Source organism: Streptomyces sp. NRRL S-495 (assembly GCF_000966955.1).
Classification (GTDB): Bacteria; Actinomycetota; Actinomycetes; order Streptomycetales; family Streptomycetaceae; genus Kitasatospora; species Kitasatospora purpeofusca.
This window is the reverse complement of sequence record NZ_JZWY01001134.1, coordinates 1-289: the sequence shown is the minus strand read 5'-3', so window position 1 is coordinate 289 and position 289 is coordinate 1. Positions and strand designations below refer to the sequence as shown.

Here is a 289-nt window from a genome sequence, read left to right as displayed (position 1 = left end):
CCACGAGCTGCGCACCCCGCTCACCTCGCTGCGCGGGAGCGCGGAGCTGTTGCAGCGGGCCCGGGGCCGGCTGGCGCCCGAGGACGAGGAGCAGATCCTCGGCACCCTGGTCGCGGAGAGCGTCGCGCTCGACGAGCTGGTGCGCGAGCTGGTCGAGCTCGCCACCGACCGGCAGGCCGACGAGGACCCGGTGCCGCTGGACCTGGCGGCGGCGGCCGAGGACTGCGCGGACCGATTCCGGCAACGCACCGGGCGCGTCATCACCGTCGTCGCCGGTGCCACCGGTGTC

General features: G+C 76.1%; 1 protein-coding gene. It reads left to right on the top strand.

The annotated features are described in order from the left end of the window. The coding region (locus tag VR45_RS39855) for a histidine kinase dimerization/phospho-acceptor domain-containing protein (RefSeq protein WP_045944863.1) at positions 1-289 on the top strand (289 nt) is incomplete at both ends.